This is a genomic window from Microseira wollei NIES-4236 (genome assembly GCF_020521235.1).
Lineage (GTDB): Bacteria > Cyanobacteriota > Cyanobacteriia > Cyanobacteriales > Aerosakkonemataceae > Microseira > Microseira wollei.
Window position 1 is genome coordinate 1 of record NZ_BLAY01000202.1, and the last position, 16,622, is coordinate 16,622.

Below are 16,622 nucleotides of genomic sequence, written 5' to 3' on the forward strand. Positions count from 1 at the left end.
CATCGGCGGGGTGTAGGGGCACGGCATGATCAACCCTCGCTGCGTCGCCGAGAATATAAAATGCCGTGCCAGGGCGATCGGGGCGGCATCGGCGGGGTGTAGGGGCACGGCATGATCAACCCTCGCTGCGTCGCCGAGAATATAAAATGCCGTGCCAGGGCGATCGGGGCGGCATCGGCGGGGTGTAGGGGCACGGCATGATCAACCCTCGCTTGCCCGCCGAGAATATCAAATGCCGTGCCCCTACAATCAACGGTGTTGCTGTTTTTGTTTATTTCAGGGTTGACACGATGAAAAATGCTTTCCTTTCTCGCTTTACGCCTAGTTTAATGGCACCAGAAACCCTGGAGGCGATTTTTGTCCAGCGTCACAAACTGGCAGATGATTTGGTTGCGGCAATTCGTGAAAGTGCGGTGACAGAGAAGAAACATTGTAACCTGTTGGTGGGGATGCGGGGAATGGGGAAAACCCATTTAATCGCACTAATTTATCACCGCATCGCTAAGATGGATGATTTGCGGGATAAATTACTTATTGCATGGCTAAGAGAAGAGGAATGGGGCGTTAGTTCGTTTTTAGATTTGCTGCTGCGGATATTTCGAGCGCTGGAAACAGAATATCCTCAAGAATATAAAGCTAAGTTATATCAACAAGTTGAAGCACTTTATCTATCGCCGGATGAAGCGGAAGAAAAAGCAGCAGAATTGCTCAGGGAGTTTGTGGGTAAACGCACCCTCCTGCTGTTGATGGAAAATCTAGACGATTTGTTCAATGGGTTGGGTAAAAGCGGACAAAAGAAATTGCGGGACTATATTGAAAATTATTCATTTTTGACGATTCTGGCAACGGCACAATGTTTGTTTGATGCCGTCGGGGTGAAAAATTATCCGTTTTATGGATTTTTTGAGATTCATGAATTAAAGGAACTCAATTTAGATAAAGCGATAGATTTATTGGCGCATATTGCTGCATTAGAAGATGATAGGGAACTAGAAGATTTTATCCGAACGCCGACAGGACGCGATCGCATCAAAGCCATCCATTATTTGGCGGGTGGTAATCCCCGCGTTTATGTAATTTTCTCCCAGTTTCTGACTCGCAAGTCTTTAGACGAACTGGTGGAACCGTTTATGAAAATGCTGGATGATTTGACGCCTTACTATCAAGCGCGGATGTCATGGCTTTCCCAGCAGCAGCGGAAGGTGATAGAGTTTTTATCTGACCGTCGCCATGCTGTTACAGTTAAGGAAATTGCCCAACGCTGTTTTATCACTCACCAAACTGCATCTAGCCAACTCAAAGATTTGCGGGACAAAGGATATGTGAATTCTGAAAGCATTGGAAGGGAGTCTTTTTACGAACTGCGGGAACCGCTGATGCGTTTTTGCTTTGAGGTGAAGAAACAGCGGGGTGAACCAATACGTTTATTTGTGTATTTTTTGCGGGTTTGGTATTCGCGGACAGAATTGCAACAGCTAGTGGGATTAGGCATGGCTGAATTGGACGTTACCCGCGAAGAAAATTACTCCAAGTATCAGCAACGCCTAAAACCCATTCCACCTGATGCTGTATTGGAGCGAGAATATATATTTTATGCGCTTCAGGCAATTGAAAAAGATGATGAAGACCCTCGCGTGAGGGCGTACTCGGAGGAATATAAAAATTGCATTGAACAGGAAGATTATATTAATGCTCTGCAACTAGCAGAAAAATTAGTGGTGCGTCGCGGTCAAGTAGAGGATTGGTTAAAGCAGGGAGGTTGTTTATACGAGCTTAAACGCTACGAAGAAGCATTAGAATCCTGCAACAGAGCGATCGCACTTGAACCCAATTATACCTATGCTTGGAACAACCGAGGCAATGTGCTACTAAACCTCAACCGAAAAGAGGAAGCATTAGCATCCTATGACCAGGCGATCGCACTTGACCCCAATATTGCAGATGTTTGGCTCAACCGAGGCGATGTGCTATCGCATCTCAACCGAAAAGAGGAAGCATTAGAATCCTACAACAAAGCGATCGCACTTGACCCCAATGATGCCTATGCTTGGTGCTGGCGAGGCTATGTGCTAGACAACCTCAACCGATTTGAGGAAGCATTAGAATCTTGCGATAAAGCTGTTGCGCTTGACCCTGATTATAAGTCGGCTTGGTATAACCGAGGCGATGTGTTAAACAACCTCAACCGATTTGAGGAAGCATTAGAATCCTACGGCAAAACTATTGCGCTTGACCCTGATTATAAGTGGGCTTGGGTTAAACAAGGCTTAATGCTGGTTGGTCTCGAACGCTACGAAGAAGCATTAGAATCCTGCGATAAAGCTATTGCGCTTGACCCCTATTTTGCCAGGGTTTGGGTTAACCGAGGCTTTGTCATGGAGAATCTCAACCGAAAAGAGGAAGCATTAGAATCCTACGACAAAGCGATCGCACTTGACCCCAATTATGCGCTAGCTTGGTGCAACCGAGGCGATGTGCTATACGACCTCAACCGAAAAGAGGAAGCATTAGAATCCTACGATCAAGCGATCAATCTTGGCAAACAATCTTCGTATGTTTTCTTCAACCGCGCAATTTCATTACTAGGACTAAACCGTTGGGATGAAGGCATTACCACATTAGACAACGCATTCAACCGCCTTGCTGATGGGGAAAAACCTTATGCAGAGTCCAGTGAATTAATTATCCGCAATTTGTTCAACAGCACGCACGATGCAGCGATGTGGAAGAACCGCATCGCAAGTCTGATAGAAATTTACAACAAATACCAAGCTGTTTCAGTATTAGGTCAAGGACTTGTAAAAAGGGAGAGCATTTCTGCATTGATGTCAGAAATGGTGAGCGACAAAGCAGCACAAACCTGGCTGGAAGTGTGGCGGGAATTGGTAGGCGATGTATCTGAATTTCTCATCCCTCTGCGTCTGCTCAATGCTGCGGTTCGCTATAAGGAAACGAAAGGCGATCGGCGGGTTTTGCTGGAACTTCCTATCGAAGAACGCAATTTGTTACAAGAATTACTGGAGACATCAGGAGATTAAAATAAAATGCAATCTTTAATACCTGTTGAAATCAGATCTTTCGCCAGCCTCATCACCCGCCAGGAAATAAATTTACGGGCTTTTAGCGCAAGTCCATTAAAATAAACTGAAATTATTTAAGAGTCTTCTCTGTAGCCCTTGTTTGTTTATTTACATCTTGCACCGTACCCAACAACCCGCCCGGAAATCAATTTCCACAGCGAGTAGCGCAAGTCCATTAAAATAAACTAAAATTCTCTACAGTCCTCTTTAGAGGACTTTTGCTATTAGCCAGGGAATTTATTCCCTGGCGGGTTCTCGGGTAGATGCAATAATTGCGATTAACTTACGCTTAATAGGTAATTGATGCTCAAGGATATTGTTGCTGTTCAACCTTTAGAAGAATATAAACTTCTCCTTCGCTTTGAAGATGGAGTGGAAAAAGTTGTGGATGTGAGTCAATTAGTCGAATTTTATGGAGTTTTTGCTCCTTTTAAAGACCTGTCTTTCTTTAATCAAGTGCAATTAAATCCAGAGTTAGGGACAATTGTATGGCCTAATGAAGCTGATTTAGATCCAGATGTCCTTTATGCTATTGTCACAGGTCAGCCTATACCTGATTACAAAGAAAGAGTATTTCAGTAGAAAGTCATCTCAAGAAACCCGGTTTTTTAGAAAAACCGGGTTTCTGGCGCGCATAAGGGCGGGGCGGGTTTATAGAGGTTATTTGCCGGTAACTAATATTGTCGGTAAAACTCGCCCCTACAAAACTGACAATTGATTGACAAAATCCCCATGTTCTGCTGAATTAATCCCCTCTGGCAATACCGCCATCACCGTTGCTAAATCTCCAGATAATAAAGCCGGAACTGCTAACCACAAACCTGGAAAAACTTGACTGCGAATAACACCATTCTCATCTGGTTTGAGCGAAACATATTTTCCTTGTTCAAGGCGGAACCAATACAAGCTATTTTTGCGAATTTGCCAGACAATATACTCTTGTACACCGTTACGACGGTAAGCTTTTTTCTTATCGTGTAAATCGTAAGATGCAGTGCTAGCAGCTATTTCTACGATTAATTCTGGCGCACCTTCCACATAGTCATCTTCGCTGATTTGGGAAGTTCCTCCATTTTCTATTCGCAGTAAAGCATCGGGTTGAGGTTCGTTATCTAAATCTAGCAAGACTGTAGTTTCAATCCCCAAATCTACCCCTGGGGTTGCTAGCCAGTAATCTGACAACCATGCGATAATTGCGGCGTGGGGTTTACCGTGTCTTCTGTGGCGTACTGGTGATGGCATATACACGATTCCTTCGATTAGTTCGGCTTTCTTGACATGGGGCATTGCTAGATAGCGTTGGTGAAATTCGGGTTGAGTCAAGCGATCGCCGTTTTCCAGAGGCGGTATTTCGTCACCAGTTTTCTGTGTAATTTCTGCTGATGTTTTAGTCATAAATAAATTGCTCGTTTAAAATCAAACTCCTGTTTCTATTTTACACAATGAAATTCAACCAATTACCAATTACCCTAGTTCCCTGGATCTGCCTGGGAATGCCATTACACAATTAAGAAAAAGACACTAGCAAAAACCCAACTACATACAGCAACAACACTAAAAAACTCTCGAAACCAATATTGCCGATGCCGTGCTTTTCTCGGCGCAACAAACCTAAAACCAGAATCCCAGTCATTACAATAGTTAACGCCAGGATGAATATTTCATGCTCGGTTAAAGCTTGATAAATTGAGCCGTTGCGGTACGCTAAATCGGAAAAAGCTAAGAACAATATATCGAAACTATTGCCGCCTAAAACATTACTCACAGCTAGGGTCAGCGCCCCTCGACGCACGGCTACAAGTGCTGTTACTAATTCGGGAAGGGAAGTTGATATGGCGGTGAATAAACTTCCCACAACATTTTCAGAAAGATTGGTATAATCGGCAATTCTTACGCCTGTTTGTTCTAAACCATATCCGGCAATAGCCAGAACGCCAGCTAGTAAGAAAAACCGCAACCATAACCCGATTAATCCATCTGGTTCTGATTCTGCTGAATCGGGTTTTTTGATGGGTAATTTTTCCATCTTCTGCGGTGTCCACATGGGGCTATTTTGAGCGGATGCTACCAAACGCAATCCAAAAATATAGGCAGCTATCAGTGCAATTGAAGCAGGATGAATTCCCCACACAGTGAACGCAGGATTTGCTATAGTTAATAAAGGAATTGCTAATAAAACTATGAGCAAAGTTCCTTGGGTTAAAGTTGCAGCCGAGGCGGCAGCGTATTCTAAATTAAACTCAAGGTAAGTAATATCGGCAATTCCTAAAAATGCCGTTTGGGCGGCTATATCGCCCAGGGCGTTGCTGATGGACAGTTCTGCATAGCCGCCAAAGGCGGCGGTGACTGAGGTGACAATTCCAGGTAAAGAGGTGCTAAGTCCCAAAAACAAAGCACCCATGAGCGCTTCGCCGAGTCCCGTCCGCTTGGCGAGGCGCTCTGCAATCCCAATCATCATCGTACCGCTGATCCCAATTGCCAAAGCTGAGACTAAAAATAAACTTATGCTAATAGTCAGCGATTCGCTAGTGAATTCCGTCATAGTATGGTAAGGGTTTTTAGTTATAGTGCTAGAGGTTCGTAGTTAGAACCTGTTTGAAAAGTAGGGAACATGGGAAACATTGGTTGTCGAACCCGAAGTATTGATAATGTTCCCTACCAGGTTTCTCTGAGGACAACAGTCCTCTTAAACTAACTTATAATAAACCTCTAGACTTAGTTAACCCGCTGAAGACATAACCAGTTAAAACAATTTATGCGGAGATAAGATATGGTTCGATACACCCTGCCTCAAAGTCCAGAAGTCGTCCTGACCGTTTCAGGAAAAGATTCAGCTAAAGCACGGGAGAAGGCGATGGATCAGCTGATGGAACTGATAGATGCTGGTAAACTCCCTACGGAACTCGATGAAGGTTTTGGTCCTCAAGATTTTATTGAAGTTAAAGATCTCGAACCCGATGGGACTGCTAGCGATGAAGATGCTGTTACCGGCGCTATCCAAATTCTCAGCAATCTTGCCTCATTAAAACTTAAGGTGCAAGAGACACGCGCCGAAGCGCTGAAAGTTCGCGCTCAAGTTGATATTTTATTTTCAGATAACTCTGTCAGCGAGGAGGAAATATCGAGTCTCAAGGAAGGTTTTAAAGTTCTCAAAAACTTTGCTCAAATGAATCTCCGTTACCAAGAAGCCAGATCTAAAGCAGAGCAAGCTCGTACCATTTTAGATGAAGCTTTAAAATCTCCTGAAATTTCTGCGGGTACGGTGGAAGAAAACGGCGATTCTCCGGTTACTCCGGAAAAAGGTAAGGCAACGGAACCCACTAAACCGCAAAAAACCTAACCCTTCATATCGCTTCCGTTTAAATCCTCACGTTAAGACCGCCGGTGAGCAGGTGAGCAGGTGAGAAAGATGGGTCGCACAACCTATAACATACTGGGATTACCTAAACGGAAGTGATATCATTCCCCAGAAACCCGGTTTTTCCAAAAAACCGGGTTTCTTACAATAAATCGTCGTTTACCAATTACCAATTAGCAATTAGCCATTAGCCATTAGCCATTTCACTCAAATTCCCAGTCGCGACAGAGTTCTTCAGGACGCCCAAAAGGATGTACCGCACAAGTTATTCCCTCCTTGCCGTGATAATATCGACAAACTCGGCAAGGTTTTATTTGCTCTAGTTTTTTTAACAAAATATCCCATTTTTTCTTAACATTATCCCGATATTTTACTGCGGCTGCATGATTGGGATTGATCAGCAACGCTTGTGCAAAAGCTGCCAGAGCGTTGTTGTAAAATCGAGTAATTAGTAAACCATATTTCGTCCAAGCATCGGCACGGCATTCGTAGAGTTCGAGCGTGTGTAAAAGCAAAATCCCGTATTTCACCCAAGCATCGGCAGTTCCACTGGTACGCAGTTTTTTCTGATTGAGGATCAAGCGTTTAATCGTGTTAACCAATTCTTTGGGTTGCCAAGGTTTTCCCAGATAGGCTTCGGCATTTTTCAGACCCCAAGTAAAATCTATATGTTGGATTTTTGCGGTTAAAAATACTACGGGAATATTCCGGGTGTCGGGGTTGGCTTTAATCAGGCGACAAACGCCGTAACCATCCATGCGAGGCATGACGATATCCAATAGCACTAAATCGGGATTATTCGCCTCGATTTTTTCTAAAGCTTCGATGCCATCGCTTGCTTGGATAACATGCAATCCACTCCATTCCAACTGATTTGAAATGCATTCCCGTTGGGCATGAGAGTCTTCTACTACCAATACTGTATTCATAACTGCCTCTCTCTATGGGGATAAAACCTTGACGGCAAAGGGCAGTGCTTGCCGATTCGACTGGCACTTGCTACAGCAAATGTACCCAATATGGCTTAGTTTATGATCGCCCTCTCAGTAATTTCTCTGAGATGGGGGTTTATATTCTGCGTTTGCTTGCTAAAAATATTGAAAAAGCTTGCACCCTGGTAAAGCACCAGGGCAGAGACTTTGACAGTCTCTGCTGGGAAACTCAGTTTGAATCGGCTTGACTGCTTTTTTCTACCATAACCTGCCTTGCGCTAAATACGGAAGTCTAAAATACATCGACCTGCGATTTGGGGTTGTTCTAGGTGAGGGACGTGTCCGGAATCAGAGATCCAAATTAGTTGACTGTGGGCGATCGCATTTTTAAACTTCTCTGCATCCCCTGTCCCCAGAATCTTATCCCCATCTCCCCATAAAATCAGCGTGGGCTGTTTAATCTCGGTTAGTTTATCTTTAAACGAGCCGTAACCGCCACTTTTGGTAAAGGCGATCAACGCTTGACGCCAACCGGGCATACCCAAGTGTAAAGCGCCACATCTGATCGCATCCGTAGTGGCGAGGCTTGAGTTTTTGTAAGCATCGCGACTAATGCGATCGCGCACGCCAAGATTCCGTAAAAACTCCGCCGCTAAGTAATCTAACGGCGGAAACATGAATTTCCCAATTGCCGGAGGACTTACCAATCCGGCACTGTCAATCAGTACCAATTTTTGCACTACTTGTGGATATGTCAGGGTAAAATCAATTGCTGCCGCGCCTCCCATAGAAACGCCAACTAAAATTATCGGTTGGGAAATCAGGGTTTTCCAGAAGTAATAAAGATGCGTTTTAATCGCATCTGGACTAAAGGGTATTCCTGCCAATCTATCAGTAAAACCAAACCCTAACAAATCGACTGACCAAGTTTCATTTTCGGCAGCGAGTAAGGGCAGAATGCGACGGAATTCTATTACGGAACTATCGAAACCGTGGAGTAATAAAATCGGCGTACCGCCGAATCCTTGACGCACGAAAGTTGTGTAAATCGGTGAGGGAGTCAGGGGTGTTGAGATCGCTTCCCGTTCTATTTTTTGGGCAAGAGCGATCGCGGCGGGTTCGGTTATTTCGGCAACTGCGGATGGGAGAAAATCGGCAAACATATCGGGAATTGGGAATTGGTAATGGGTAATTGGTAATTGAGCATGGAGGTAGGTGAGCAGGGTAGCACAGGCGTCTCGCCTGGCGTAGCACAGGCGTCTCGCCTGGCGTAGCACAGGCGTCTCGCCTGTGTGAGCAGGTGGAGGCTCGCTGTTCTATACAGCGGATTGCAAGCGAGTTAGGTACAGCTTTTCGGCTTCGTTTGTGTAGCGGCACCCGCGCATGGTGCCGCTACACAAACGAAGCCGTATAAGGTACGGCTGCAATCCGCTATATTTAACTTGCTCAAGCTTGTTAAAACGATAATCCTCGCTCAAATTTCTCTCACTATTCCTGCTCAAGATCCCACCTGCTCCTCTGCACACCTGCTCAATTACTGTTGTTGATCTAAACTAAGTGGCCCTGAACCAAAAGAATACACCATCAGCAATCCACCCAAAAGCCCTAAGTTTTTCATGAACTGAATTACTTGCATTCGTTCGGCAAAATTGGTATGGAAGATCAGGGTGGTTGGAACTAAGAAGATAATCAGAGCGATCGCACCCCAACGCGCTTTGTAACCCAGCAATACCGATAACCCGCCAAACAATTCGCAAACAATCGCACCGACTAGCAATATGCCAGTTAACCCAGCTGGGATGCCACCGGCAGCCATATACTGTTGCGTACCGCTAAAGCCAGTAATCTTGCCAAAGGCGGAATAGAGGAAAATCGCGGCAAGAAAAGCTCGTGCGACGAGTGGGATGTACTTCTGCATGGTTAATACCTACTAACTCAAGTTGCTAGTTATCTCTCGATGAGCGGCTAATGGCTAATGGCTAATGGCGAGATTGGTAAAAATCCTATATTAGCAATTAGCAATTAGCAATTAGCAAAGCCAAAGTTTATAACTAGCAACTTGCGTTACTAGCGCCCTGTTTTTGGTTATAACAGCATTCCGGCGATCGCAGCTGTCATGAAACAAGCCAGCGATCCGGCGATCATCGCTCGTACACCGAGACGCGCTAAGTCTTTTTGGCGATTTGGTGCGATCGCGCCAATCCCGCCGAGTTGAATTCCAATCGAACCAATATTAGAAAAACCGCACAAAGCGTAGGTGGCAATAATAATTGTTCGTTCTGAAATTGCCTTGGTTTCAATTAACTTTTTCAAATCCAGATAGGCAATAAATTCGTTCAAAATTGTCTTTTTGCCCAACAATATCCCTACTTGTCCGCACTCAGCCCAAGGTACCCCCATCAACCAAGCAACGGGGGCGAGTAAAACCGAAAAAATCCCCTCTAACGACAACTGAGTCAAACCAATTTGAGTGCCAATCCAACCGAGGAAGGCATTAAACATCGCCAACAATCCTAAAAACGCAATCAGCATTGCTACCACATTCAATACTAATTTCATGCCATCGCTTGCCCCGGCGGCGGCGGCATCAATTCCGTTATCATAAATCCGCTCAACTTTTAATTTTACCGTCCCGGCAGTATCGGATGATTCTGTTTCTGGATACAGCAATTTTGAGATTGCCAAAGCAGCGGGGGCAGACATCACCGAAGCAGCAATTAAGTGGGTTGGCGAGATGCCAAAAGAAATATAAGCCGCCATCACTCCACCGGCAATTGTGGCAAATCCTCCCGTCATGACTGCGTGCAATTCCGATTGCGTCATTGTGGGAACGTAGGGTTTAATTAGCAGCGGCGCTTCGGTTTGTCCGACAAAAATATTAGCCGCACAAGAAAGCGATTCTGCCCCCGATGTTTTCATCGTTTTCATCATCAACCACGCTACCCACTCCACGACTCGCTGTAAAATCCCATAGTGGTATAGGATGGTAATAAAAGAAGAGAAAAAGATAATCGTCGGCAGAACTTTAAAAGCGAGAAAATGTTCTTCAAAATTATCCCCAAACACAAACTTGGCTCCCGCGTCGGAGAAGTTGAGAAACTGACTCACCAAATCGCCGAGAAATTTAAAGATGGCGTATCCAAACGCTGTTCGCAGAATCAAAAGTGCCAAAATAATCTGCAAGGCAACTCCCCACAGCACGGGTTGCCAGCGCACCGCTTTGCGATTGACGGAAAAAGCGTAGGATATTCCTAAGAAACATAATAATCCCAAGGCTGAAATGAAGCGATCCATTAATTTTCCCGCTGGTGTTGTCATTACAGGGGGATCATACTCTAGATAGATGTCAAAGATAGTTAAAGTTTTTACACAGTCTGCTTCACCATGAACAACAACGACTCAATCGAGAAGAATCAATCCACCCCCCTAAATCTCCCTACGAAATCGGGCAAAGGGGAAGTTCGCCCGCTGAAAGACGCCTTGCTCAGACTATCGGTGTCTCCCATTAAAGCCGATCGAGAAGCAATTTCCCGCATTGAGCGCGAAACGGGTAAAGACATTTTGGCACTGCTGCGAGAGCTGGATAGCGCCGATCTTACTTTAAAAGCCATAGAAGAAAAACCCGCGCCACAAAAAAGCCAGATAAAAAGGCGCGTCGGGTGGGGATTTTTCTGCGGTTCGCTGGTAGGAATTGCCGCACTTTTTATGGTGTCGCCGCAACAATTGCCAGTGGCGATCGCATTAGGAATTATGCTGGGAATTTCCCTACCCATCTCCCGCCGTTAACTATCCCATCTTTGTTCTCAAGTCAGAAAATTCTCTGCTTGTTCAACAAATACCTGTGCATATGCGATCGCAGCTTCAGCTTGAGCGCTAGTTATGGTATAAGTTTCATCGTAGTTCGTAAGTATCGCTGAATGCTTTAGCAAGCTCAGTAGGAAGCTCCCCTGTTTTGATAAAATGCTCTCCAAAAAGTTTGATAATTCCTTTGTGGGTGCGAGAGTTTATATTCTTTGATTCCAGCAAAGCTTCTGCTGCATAATATATTGCATAATAAGAGCGAGAAATACAAGCTCGATCGCGAGGGTTATCCAGCAATAATTGGGCAGTTTTTAGTTCTTCTTTTGCCAGGTTTAGCAGCGATGTAATTCGGTTCATATTATCACACCTTCTCTGCGGATATTTTCTGGTGTTTTTCTAAATAAGAAATCTTCCTCTGATCTAGGCAAAACTGAAATCAGTTCATCATATTTGAGATTAAGCATTGCTTTGATTTCACCCATGCGAAGAATTTCTATATCTGGAGACACAGGACTTTTTAAGACAACCATGACATCAATATCTGAATCTTCTGTTGCTTCACCACGTGCTTGAGAACCGTAGAGAATAAGTTGAATTAGTCGGTCTTCATAAAGAGTTTTTAAGCTGTTGTGAAGTTCTTGAAGTAGATCGCTAAGTTTGCTGCTTGTCGTACCGTTCATATACTGTTTGATTAAATCCAATCTGTTTATTATCGCACTATCGAATATCCCACCATACAAAATTTTTTCACCCCATATCTTTAATTACCTGCATCGCTGCATTGTGTCCCGCAGCACCAATAACTGAACCTGCTGGATGACAACCTGCACTAGCAGAATAAAGTCCTTGAATCGGGGTAGTATAAGGTAACCTATCGGCAAAACCGAAAGAGTTATCCACGTGGTGGATATGTCCCCGCGTTAAACCGAAGTGTTGCTCTAATTTTTGGGGATGTAAGGGGAAGACTTCCTGGACTATTTGTGAGGTATTGGGGGCGAAGCGATCGCATATTCCCAACAAATGCCTAATATACCTTTCTTCTTCCACCTCCCAACTCGTTTCCGTCAATTCGTAGGGAACCCATTGCACAAATAAAGCCGAATTGTGATGTCCTTCTGCATCTTGTAAAGATGGATCGACCGGAGTGTGAATATACCACTCAATTGCCGGAAATTCTGGTAACTTCCCCGCCTGTACATCGGCAAAACCACTGCGAATTGCAGACATTACCTCGCCTTCATCGGGTAGCAAGTGAATCGTCGTCCCGTACTGCCCGCGATCTTCTGGCAAACAGGTGAATTTTGGCAAGCCTTTTAAACATAAATTTACCTTAAAAGTCGAGCCATCTTTTTTATAACTATCCAGACGGGTATTGTAGTCTGCTGGAAAATTTTCCATTCCGACTAATTCGCGCATCCGAAACGGATCGGCATTCACAACAATCGCTTTTGCCCTAATTTCCGTTCCGGATTTTAAAGTAACTCCTTTGGCGATATTTTGCTCCACGATAATCTGACTGACACCCCATCCGGTTTCTATTTTTGCTCCTGCTTTTCTAGCAGCATCGGCGAGGCGACTGGTAACCGTTCCCATCCCGCCTTTTACAATCATCCAAGTGCCATCGCTACCCGGTAAGCGACACATATTGTGAATCAGAAAATTCATGCCAGTACCGGGAGTATCCCAACTGCCGTAGAGTCCAGAAAATCCATCGGTAACGGCATACATTGCCTTGACTAAATCGCTTTTAAAATCAAAGCGATTTAGATATTCACCGACGGAATTGCGACAGAGATTAATAAAAATTTGCCGCAACGTCGGACGCACGTACTTTTCCGCCGTTTCCTCAATCGAAAGCGGTGACTCTAACCAAGTCGGCGCAATATCTTCTCGCAATTGTTCCAGTTCATTTTGTAACGCCTCGTTAGCTTTCCAATCAGCTTCTGAAAAGAACGAAATAAACTGTTGTTGCATTGACTGTCTATGAGAACCAAACAGCAGATATCGGTCATCTGTCGTTGGTAAGAAATAATGCGGATCGCGGCGAATCAGAGGAATATCAATTTCCAAAATTTTGATTAATTCCGGCGGCATTAAACCCAGCAAATAAGCACCCGTCGAAGTGCCGAGGTTAGGTGCGGTTTGAAAAGGCTTTTCAGTGCGACAAGCGCCGCCGATGACATTTTTTTCTTCCACGACTAGCACGTCAAGTCCATGACGCGCCAGTAGCAACGCCGCCACTAATCCATTGTGTCCAGCACCGATAACAATTACATCCGGGTTGTTGTTCATGCTTGGGTTATTTTGACGTACTTCTCGATAGAATAAGAAAGTTGAAGCCAAAACAGGACTGAGGTAAATGCAAGATCGCCTGAGTCTGGTGGATACTCATCACTAGCGCCAGAACAGATAATGAGAATATCTACAGAGTTGTTCGTGAATTTTTGATAAACTTCTGCACCTTTCGCTTTTTATCGATCCAGTATGTCAGGGTAAAAGCAGCAAGTATCGCTATCATCGGAATACTGGGAAAATGATAGCGGTCTTGAGCTACAATTATCGCATGAATAGCGGCAAAATATCCCCAGATTACGACAGTGGGATGGGTAATTGTTGTTAGCAATCCTTGCTGTAATCCCAAGATTACGATACCGCTCAAAGCCAGACCCAGAACCGACATCCAAAAAATTTGGTTAATAATTTTTAGGGGCAGCAGGATACCTGTTCCGTAACGCTTTTTTAAGCCTGACTCATTCCAGGAGATGCCGATACTTTCACGACTATGGGTATCAACTAGCCGAGTTACGCAGCGCCAGACAAACAAAAGCGGTTTTTCTTTTATATGGGCGAGCGCAACGGATTTTAAATACTTGTCTCGTTCTGCTTCATTCATACCATAAACTTCGGCGGGGAAATTCATAAATACACCTGTAGAATTTGGATTATTACCCATCCAAAAGTTTGCCCCGCCGTTGGTTGAGATAGTAACAAATTGTCCAAACGCCATAGTATTGCGGATTGACCAAGGTGCGATCAAAACTGCCATTAAAACAAATATAATCGCGGTGGCTTTTAAACTTTTAAAGCTCTCTCGTGTATTCAACCATCGAAAAAACAAAAACAGGATGGGTATCAGGTAGGCAGTCGGTCGTACATAAGTAGCTGCTGCGAGCAATATGCCGACCAATATGGCTCGTAACCATAGATTGGTACGCTCATTTATCCACAATAGTAAGGCAACTAATACTAATGCTATAAAAGGCAATTCGCTCGCAATTACAGTGGTGAATTGAATTTTACTGGGCCATAAAGCTAGGAGTAAACCCGTTGCGATCGCAACAGAACGATTAAACCAGGTTTGAGCCAAACGCATTGAGCAAAAAATAATAATCGCAGACAGTAATAGATTGAAAATAACAATCGGTAAGTAGGTGAAACCAAAAACCCGATACAGTAAGGAATAAATCAGCGATGTACCCACAGGCCAAAACGCAGTTGGTAAGGAGTCGCTACTCCAGCGATACCCGATTCCGGTAGCAAGATTCCGCGCCAAGGTATCGTAGGCGTGACTGTCTGAAATGGGGACAACTGGTACTGCTACTACCCACAAAACCCGCAGCAATAGTGCAAGCACTATTATCCAAAGAGTGGGGCTGTAAAGTTTAGAGCGATTGCAAAAGGATAAAAAAATAGACTTCATACAGCAAAAAGGGCAAATGGATTTTGGCAGGCTAGAGTTTACAATAGGGAATTATAGCTAAAATAAGAAAGTTGAAGCCAAACAGGACTGAGGTAACCGCAAGCAAGCCTGAGTCGCTGTATACCCATTACTCAGGACTCAGTAAAAAAATTATGTCTCTACCTATTGTCGCTATTATCGGACGCCCGAATGTGGGTAAATCTACCTTTGTCAATCGCTTGGCAGGGGTACAAGATGCAATCGTACACGATGAACCGGGGGTGACGCGCGATCGCACCTATCGTCGCGCATATTGGTGCGATCGCGAATACCTCGTCGTCGATACCGGCGGGTTAGTCTTCGACGACGATACCGAATTTTTACCCTTAATCCGCGAACAGGCAATGGCAGCCCTCGCAGAAGCCACTGCGGCTATATTTGTCGTAGATGGACAGGATGGTCCAACTCCCGCAGACGAAGCGATCGCAGAATGGTTGCGGACTCAAAACGTCCCCGTCCTCCTCGCCGTCAATAAATGCGAATCCCCCGAACAAGGTTTAATCCAAGCTGCCCAATTTTGGGAATTAGGACTCGGCGAACCTTACCCCGTTTCCGCGATTCACGGTAGCGGTACTGGCGATCTATTAGACCAGTTGATTCAGTATTTGCCGCTAGTTGGAGAAATCGAAGAAACCGAAGAAATAAAAGTAGCAATTGTAGGACGCCCCAATGTCGGGAAATCCAGTTTGTTGAATGCCTTTGTTGGGGAAAATCGCGCCATCGTCAGCCCGATTTCTGGAACAACTCGCGATGCAATTGATACCGTTGTAGAACGGGACGGCAAAACCTACCGCTTAATCGATACAGCAGGCATTCGGAAAAAGAAAAATGTCGAGTACGGCCCGGAATTTTTTGGAGTTAATCGCGCGTTTAAAGCCATTCGGCGCGCGGATGTAGTTTTGTTAGTTATAGACGCCCTCGATGGCGTTACAGATCAAGACCAAAAACTCGCCGGACGTATCGAAGAAGAAGGGCGGGCTTGCATTATTGTCGTGAATAAATGGGATGCAGTAGAAAAGGATTCTTACACCATTTACGAGTACGAAAAACAAGTCAAAGACCGATTGCATTTTGTTGAGTGGGCACCGATGATTTTTGTCAGCGCCCTCACCGGACAGCGGGTGGAAAAAATTATCGATTTAGTCGAAATAGCAGCAGCAGAACACAAACGCCGCGTCTCCACCGCCACGATCAACCAAGTCTTAGAAGAAGCCATCAGTTGGCTTTCTCCCCCAACCAGCCGCCAAGGGCGTCAAGGCAAAATATACTACGGCACCCAAGTCAGCACCCAACCGCCTACAATTGTTCTATTCGTTAACGATGCCACGCGGTTTAACGACAACTATCGCCGATACATAGAACGGCAATTTCGTCAACAATTGGGATTCCAAGGAACGCCCATAAAATTGTTCTGGCGCAGCAAAAAAGTGCGAGAAGCAGAAGCCGCCAGCAGAAACAAAGCAACCCGCGTAAAAATTGGCTAATGGCTAATGGCTAATCGCTAATGGGAAAAACAAGCAATTAGCAATTAGCAATTAGCCCTAAAAGGCTGGCTAATGGCTAATCGCTAATGGGAAAAACAATTAGCAATTAGCAATTAGCAATTAGCCCTAAAAGGCTGGCTAATGGCTAATCGCTAATGGGAAAAACAATTAGCAATTAGCAATTAGCAATTAGCCCTAAAAGGCTGGCTAATGGCTAATCGCTAATGG

14 protein-coding genes and 1 pseudogene are annotated in these 16,622 nt (G+C 44.7%); 5 read left to right on the plus strand and 10 right to left on the minus strand.

What is annotated here, in order from left to right; genetic code table 11:
* Positions 1-197: 197 nt before the first annotated feature.
* Both MiSe_RS40950 and MiSe_RS40955 read left to right on the plus strand, forming a co-directional pair.
* Positions 198-3,038, plus strand: coding sequence for a tetratricopeptide repeat protein (locus MiSe_RS40950; RefSeq protein WP_226591632.1), 2,841 nt, complete (start codon positions 198-200; stop codon positions 3,036-3,038).
* 345 nt (positions 3,039-3,383) lie between these two features.
* The gene (locus MiSe_RS40955; protein ID WP_226591634.1) at positions 3,384-3,662 is read left to right on the plus strand and encodes a DUF2442 domain-containing protein; all 279 of its coding nucleotides are present in this window, start codon (positions 3,384-3,386) and stop codon (positions 3,660-3,662) included.
* A 117-nt stretch (positions 3,663-3,779) separates the two neighbouring features.
* Here the strand turns inward: MiSe_RS40955 and MiSe_RS40960 are convergent, their stop codons facing one another.
* Positions 3,780-4,475 carry a Uma2 family endonuclease gene (locus MiSe_RS40960; RefSeq protein ID WP_226591636.1) on the minus strand — a complete coding sequence of 232 codons (696 nt, stop codon included), beginning with the start codon at positions 4,473-4,475 and terminating at the stop codon, positions 3,780-3,782.
* A 112-nt stretch (positions 4,476-4,587) separates the two neighbouring features.
* Entirely contained in the window at positions 4,588-5,622 is a 1,035-nt protein-coding gene (locus MiSe_RS40965) for a sodium:calcium antiporter (RefSeq protein ID WP_226591652.1), read from the minus strand.
* A gap of 228 nt (positions 5,623-5,850) precedes the next feature.
* Here MiSe_RS40965 and MiSe_RS40970 point away from each other — a divergent pair.
* Positions 5,851-6,327, plus strand: a pseudogene (locus MiSe_RS40970) (hypothetical protein); the annotation flags it as partial.
* Between the two features lie 314 nt (positions 6,328-6,641).
* Here the strand turns inward: MiSe_RS40970 and MiSe_RS40975 are convergent.
* From MiSe_RS40975 to MiSe_RS40990, 4 genes are all read right to left on the minus strand, one after another.
* On the minus strand, positions 6,642-7,367 hold the full coding sequence (locus MiSe_RS40975; protein WP_226591656.1) for a response regulator: 726 nt from the start codon (positions 7,365-7,367) through the stop codon (positions 6,642-6,644).
* Positions 7,368-7,648: 281 nt separating this feature from the next.
* Positions 7,649-8,533 carry an alpha/beta fold hydrolase gene (locus tag MiSe_RS40980; protein WP_226591672.1) on the minus strand — a complete coding sequence of 295 codons (885 nt, stop codon included), beginning with the start codon at positions 8,531-8,533 and terminating at the stop codon, positions 7,649-7,651.
* A 371-nt stretch (positions 8,534-8,904) separates the two neighbouring features.
* Positions 8,905-9,288, minus strand: a complete 384-nt coding sequence (locus MiSe_RS40985) for a DoxX family protein (protein ID WP_226591658.1) — start codon at positions 9,286-9,288, stop codon at positions 8,905-8,907.
* A 167-nt stretch (positions 9,289-9,455) separates the two neighbouring features.
* A complete protein-coding gene (locus tag MiSe_RS40990) occupies positions 9,456-10,664 on the minus strand; it encodes a NupC/NupG family nucleoside CNT transporter (RefSeq protein ID WP_226591674.1) in 1,209 nt (402 codons plus the stop codon).
* 90 nt (positions 10,665-10,754) lie between these two features.
* On the opposite strand from MiSe_RS40990, the gene MiSe_RS40995 reads away from it, so the two are divergent.
* Positions 10,755-11,156 (plus strand): hypothetical protein, encoded by a 402-nt coding sequence (locus tag MiSe_RS40995; RefSeq protein WP_226591660.1) that lies wholly within the window; start codon positions 10,755-10,757, stop codon positions 11,154-11,156.
* Positions 11,157-11,261: 105 nt separating this feature from the next.
* Here the strand turns inward: MiSe_RS40995 and MiSe_RS41000 are convergent, their stop codons facing one another.
* The 4 genes from MiSe_RS41000 to MiSe_RS41015 all read right to left on the minus strand — a co-directional run bounded on the left by MiSe_RS41000 (position 11,262) and on the right by MiSe_RS41015 (position 14,805).
* Entirely contained in the window at positions 11,262-11,528 is a 267-nt protein-coding gene (locus MiSe_RS41000) for a HEPN domain-containing protein (RefSeq protein ID WP_226591662.1), read from the minus strand.
* Positions 11,525-11,851: a nucleotidyltransferase domain-containing protein gene (locus MiSe_RS41005; protein ID WP_226591664.1), complete on the minus strand. Its 327-nt coding sequence runs from the start codon at positions 11,849-11,851 to the stop codon at positions 11,525-11,527. Before MiSe_RS41005 ends, MiSe_RS41000 begins: the two co-directional genes overlap by 4 nt.
* 67 nt (positions 11,852-11,918) lie before the next feature.
* Positions 11,919-13,463, minus strand: a complete 1,545-nt coding sequence (locus MiSe_RS41010) for a phytoene desaturase family protein (RefSeq protein WP_444980616.1) — start codon at positions 13,461-13,463, stop codon at positions 11,919-11,921.
* A gap of 130 nt (positions 13,464-13,593) precedes the next feature.
* On the minus strand, positions 13,594-14,805 hold the full coding sequence (locus tag MiSe_RS41015) for a glycosyltransferase family 39 protein (protein WP_226591668.1): 1,212 nt from the start codon (positions 14,803-14,805) through the stop codon (positions 13,594-13,596).
* Positions 14,806-15,023: 218 nt separating this feature from the next.
* Here MiSe_RS41015 and der point away from each other — a divergent pair, with 218 nt between their 5' ends.
* The gene (der, locus tag MiSe_RS41020; RefSeq protein ID WP_226591670.1) at positions 15,024-16,394 is read left to right on the plus strand and encodes a ribosome biogenesis GTPase Der; all 1,371 of its coding nucleotides are present in this window, start codon (positions 15,024-15,026) and stop codon (positions 16,392-16,394) included.
* The last annotated feature ends 228 nt before the right edge of the window (positions 16,395-16,622 follow it).